Annotated in this window: 3 tRNA genes and 3 rRNA genes; all 6 read right to left on the bottom strand. The window is 59.1% G+C overall.

Annotation, left to right across the window (positions count from 1 at the left end):
- Positions 1-221: 221 nt before the first annotated feature.
- A tRNA-Met gene (locus LC586_RS39470) sits at positions 222-298 on the bottom strand.
- 55 nt (positions 299-353) lie between these two features.
- Positions 354-468 (bottom strand): 5S ribosomal RNA (gene rrf / locus LC586_RS39465).
- Between the two features lie 120 nt (positions 469-588).
- Positions 589-3,327 (bottom strand): 23S ribosomal RNA (locus tag LC586_RS39460).
- Between the two features lie 272 nt (positions 3,328-3,599).
- Positions 3,600-3,675, bottom strand: a tRNA-Ala gene (locus tag LC586_RS39455).
- Between the two features lie 62 nt (positions 3,676-3,737).
- Positions 3,738-3,814: transfer RNA gene (locus tag LC586_RS39450), tRNA-Ile, on the bottom strand.
- 189 nt (positions 3,815-4,003) lie between these two features.
- Positions 4,004-5,224, bottom strand: a 16S ribosomal RNA gene (locus LC586_RS39445); the annotation flags it as partial.

The raw sequence follows: 5,224 nt of genomic DNA, 5'->3' as shown, positions 1-5,224 counted from the left end.
CGTCATCCTCGGCGACGACTACGCGCGCTTCCGGCACCGCTTCGGCCAGACGCCTGGCCCAGTCGCGGGTCTTGTCCGTCTGCGGCGGCAGCATGACGAACTTGAAAGAGTTGCTGGCGACCATGTGGTTGCTCGTTCGCGGAAAGGCTTGACCGCTACTCTGCCAGCAGACGCGCGAACGCACAAAACCCCGCTGCTTTCGCAGCGGGGCTTCAGGAACTTGGTTGCGGGAGCAGGATTTGAACCTGCGACCTTCAGGTTATGAGCCTGACGAGCTACCGGGCTGCTCCATCCCGCGGGGATGGTTGGTGAGGTCGTTGTGAGGAAGCGTTTGTGTGGAGCGGACTTGGAAGGCCTGGCGGCGACCTACTCTCCCGCGTCTTGAGACGCAGTACCATGGGCGCTGAGGGTTTTCACGGCCGAGTTCGGGATGGGATCGGGTGTTCACCCCTCGCCAAAGCCACCAGGCCGTCGAAGTCCGCCTGGGGTTGGGGGCAGTCTTGGTGAGTAGCGTGCGGGTGCGCACGCGGGGTGAGATCGGGTCCGGACAGGGCATGGCCGCTGCACGGGACAGAGGAGAATGCAGAAGAGATCAAGCCGATCGGGCGATTAGTACCGCTTGGCTGAACGCATCGCTGCGCTTGCACCTGCGGCCTATCGACGTGGTGGTCTGCCACGGCCCTATTTAGCGAGACCTGGTTTTGAGGAGGGTTTCACGCTTAGATGCATTCAGCGTTTATCCCGTCCGCACATAGCTACCCGGCGATGCGGCTGGCGCCACAACCGGTACACCAGAGGTGCGTCCATCCCGGTCCTCTCGTACTAGGGACAGCGCCTCTCAAGTCTCGAACACCCACGGCAGATAGGGACCGAACTGTCTCACGACGTTCTAAACCCAGCTCACGTACCGCTTTAAATGGCGAACAGCCATACCCTTGGGACCTGCTCCAGCCCCAGGATGCGATGAGCCGACATCGAGGTGCCAAACCTCCCCGTCGATGTGGACTCTTGGGGGAGATCAGCCTGTTATCCCCGGCGTACCTTTTATCCGTTAAGCGATGGCCCTTCCACGCGGAACCACCGGATCACTATGACCGACTTTCGTCTCTGCTCGGCTTGTCGGCCTCGCAGTCAGGCGGGCTTATGCCATTGCACTCCACAGCCGATTTCCGACCGGCCTGAGCCCACCATCGCGCGCCTCCGTTACTCTTTGGGAGGCGACCGCCCCAGTCAAACTACCCGCCATGCAGGGTCCCGGATCGCGTCACGACCTCGGTTAGACATCAGAGAACGAAAGGGCGGTATTTCAAGGGTGGCTCCACGAGAGCTGGCGCCCCCGCTTCATAGCCTCCCGCCTATCCTACACATCCTTTCCCTAATGCCACTGCAAAGCTGTAGTAAAGGTGCACGGGGTCTTTCCGTCTAACCGCGGGTACCCCGCATCTTCACGGGGAATTCAATTTCGCTGAGCCGATGTCGGAGACAGCGGGGAAGTCGTTACGCCATTCGTGCAGGTCGGAACTTACCCGACAAGGAATTTCGCTACCTTAGGACCGTTATAGTTACGGCCGCCGTTTACCGGGGCTTCGATTCAAGGCTTGCACCTCTCCTCTTAACCTTCCGGCACCGGGCAGGCGTCAGACCCTATACGTCGCCTCTCGGCTTCGCAGAGCCCTGTGTTTTTAGTAAACAGTCGCTACCCCCTGGTCTGTGCCCCTCGTCCATGGTTGCCCATGAGCGAGGCCCTCTTCTCCCGAAGTTACGAGGGCATTTTGCCTAGTTCCTTCGACATCGTTCTCTCAAGCGCCTCGGTATACTCTACCAGTCCACCTGTGTCGGTTTCGGGTACGGTCTATACGCTGGAGCTATTTCCTGGGACTCCTTCGCTGCCCGGATAGAACCATTCCTCCGAACAACCCACAGAATCCGTCACTACCAGCAGGTGCGGGAATATTAACCCGCTTCCCATCGACTACGCCTCTCGGCCTCGCCTTAGGGACCGACTAACCCTGCGCGGATTAACCTTGCGCAGGAACCCTTGGACTTGCGGCGGGAGCGTTTCCCACGCTCCTTGTCGCTACTCATGTCAGCATTCGCACTTCCGATACCTCCAGCACACCTCACGATGCACCTTCGCAGGCTTACGGAACGCTCCGCTACCACTCCCTTTCGAGAGTCCGAAGCTTCGGTACGTGGCTTGAGCCCCGTTACATTTTCGGCGCAGGACGGCTTGTCTAGACCAGTGAGCTATTACGCTTTCTTTAAAGGATGGCTGCTTCTAAGCCAACCTCCTGGTTGTTTTGGCCTTCCCACTTCCTTTCCCACTTAGCCACGATTTCGGGACCTTAGCTGTCGGTCTGGGCTCTTCCCCTCTCGACGACGGACCTTAGCACCCGCCGTCTGTCTGCCGCGCAAGTCTTGCCGGTATTCGGAGTTCGGTAGGATTTGGTAGGGCTTTGGGCCCCCCTAGTCCTTCCGGTGCTCTACCCCCGGCAGCATACACGCGACGCACTACCTAAATAGTTTTCGCGGAGAACCAGCTATTTCCGAGTTTGATTGGCCTTTCACCCCTAGCCACAGGTCATCCCCTGCCTTTTCAACGGAAGTGGGTTCGGTCCTCCAGCGCGCGTTACCACGCCTTCAACCTGCCCATGGCTAGATCACCCGGTTTCGGGTCTGATCCGTGCAACTATTTCGCCCTCTTCAGACTCGCTTTCGCTACGCCTACGCCTCCCGGCTTAAGCTCGCTGCACAGACCAAGTCGCTGACCCATTATACAAAAGGTACGCCGTCACCCCTTGCGGGGCTCCGACTGCTTGTAGGCGTTCGGTTTCAGGTCTCTTTCACTCCCCTCGTCGGGGTGCTTTTCACCTTTCCCTCACGGTACTTGTCCACTATCGGTCGCCAAGGAGTACTTAGGCTTGGAGGGTGGTCCCCCCATCTTCAGACAGGATTTCACGTGTCCCGCCTTACTCTAGGATCTCCAAGAGCTCTACCCGTACGGGGCTATCACCCGCTTTGGCCCGACTTTCCAGACGGTTCCGGTTCTCTCTCAAAGACCACTGGCCTGATCCGCTTTCGCTCGCCACTACTCGCGGAGTCTCTGTTGATGTCCTTTCCTCCGGGTACTGAGATGTTTCAGTTCCCCGGGTTCGCCTCCCGCACCTATGTATTCAGTACGGGATCACCCTAAGGTGGGGTTTCCCCATTCGGAGATCTTCGGATCAACGCCCGTTCGCGGCTCCCCGAAGCTTATCGCAGCGTACCACGTCCTTCTTCGCCTCTTGGCACCAAGGCATCCACCAAACGCCCTTCTGGCACTTGATCAGCTTCTACATCTCTCAAAGAACCTCGGGTCCAGCGACCCAGGCTCTCCGTCCCGTGCAGGGGTCATCCCCCGTCCACGGAACTCCATTCTCACCCGCGAGGTCGTACCACCAGGCGGCTTTCACCACCCGACGCCGACCTCGACGTCAAGACTTATGCTTCCTCTCAACGATGTCACTGAACAAACGCACGAAGCGGACCACGTCTCGCTCCGAACCTCGGATCCTCTACGGTAATCGCTCTCACCAGAACCTGGTGGAGGTATCCACCAGTGGTGGAGGTGAACGGGATCGAACCGATGACCTCCTGCTTGCAAAGCAGGCGCTCTCCCAACTGAGCTACACCCCCGATTTCTCTTTCGGGCGCGGCCCGGAGTTCGCTCGGTCCCGCAGCGCTGCGCTGCGCATCAATGGTGGGCCAGGGAGGATTTGAACCTCCGACCTCACGCTTATCAAGCGCGCGCTCTAACCAGCTGAGCTACTAGCCCCAAGCTCGATCCCACGCCGAACACACGCTCTCAGCGTGTGTTCACGATTACCGGAAAGGGATGCGTTGGCGGCGGCGGTTGATCCTCTCTCGAGGATCCGGTCTCCGAGGAGACCGTTTGGCTCTTCCGCAGAAGAACCGTGTCCAAAGCGACAGATAAATCCCCGAAGGTCTTCATCCGTCTCCTTAGAAAGGAGGTGATCCAGCCGCAGGTTCCCCTACGGCTACCTTGTTACGACTTCACCCCAGTCGCTGACCCTACCGTGGCCGACTGCCCCCTTGCGGTTGGCGCATCGTCTTCGGGTAGAACCAACTCCCATGGTGTGACGGGCGGTGTGTACAAGGCCCGGGAACGTATTCACCGCGGCATGCTGATCCGCGATTACTAGCGATTCCACCTTCATGCACCCGAGTTGCAGAGTGCAATCCGAACTGAGACGGCTTTTCGGGATCGGCTCCGGATCGCTCCTTCGCTTCCCTCTGTCACCGCCATTGTAGCACGTGTGTAGCCCAGCCCGTAAGGGCCATGAGGACTTGACGTCATCCCCACCTTCCTCCGGCTTGTCACCGGCAGTTTCTCCAAAGTGCCCGGCCGAACCGCTGGCAACTGGAGACGAGGGTTGCGCTCGTTGCGGGACTTAACCCAACATCTCACGACACGAGCTGACGACAGCCATGCAGCACCTGTGTCCGCGTCCCGAAGGAACCCGCCATCTCTGGCGGTAGCACGGCATGTCAAGGGCTGGTAAGGTTCTTCGCGTTGCGTCGAATTAAACCACATGCTCCACCGCTTGTGCGGGCCCCCGTCAATTCCTTTGAGTTTCAACCTTGCGGCCGTACTCCCCAGGCGGAGTGCTTAGCGCGTTAGCTACGACACCGCAGAGCAAGCTCCGCAACGTCCAGCACTCATCGTTTACAGCGTGGACTACCAGGGTATCTAATCCTGTTTGCTCCCCACGCTTTCGCGCCTCAGCGTCAGTAATGGTCCAGATGGCCGCCTTCGCCACCGGTGTTCTTCCCAATATCTACGAATTTCACCTCTACACTGGGAATTCCACCATCCTCTCCCGCACTCTAGCCCGCCAGTATCAAGCGCCATTCCCAGGTTGAGCCCAGGGCTTTCACGCCTGACTTGAAGAACCGCCTACGCGCCCTTTACGCCCAGTAATTCCGAACAACGCTTGCCCCCTTCGTCTTACCGCGGCTGCTGGCACGAAGTTTGCCGGGGCTTATTCTGCGGGTACCGTCATCATCGTCCCCGCCAAAAGAGCTTTACAACCCGAAGGCCTTCATCACTCACGCGGCATGGCTGGATCAGGCTTGCGCCCATTGTCCAATATTCCCCACTGCTGCCTCCCGTAGGAGTCTGGGCCGTGTCTCAGTCCCAGTGTGGCTGATCGTCCTCTCAGAC

This window comes from Nostoc favosum CHAB5714 (assembly GCF_020829495.1).
In the GTDB taxonomy this organism is placed as follows: Bacteria; Cyanobacteriota; Cyanobacteriia; order Cyanobacteriales; family Nostocaceae; genus Nostoc; species Nostoc favosum.
The sequence above is the reverse complement of the archived record's forward strand: the minus strand, read 5'-3'. Positions and strand labels throughout refer to the sequence as shown.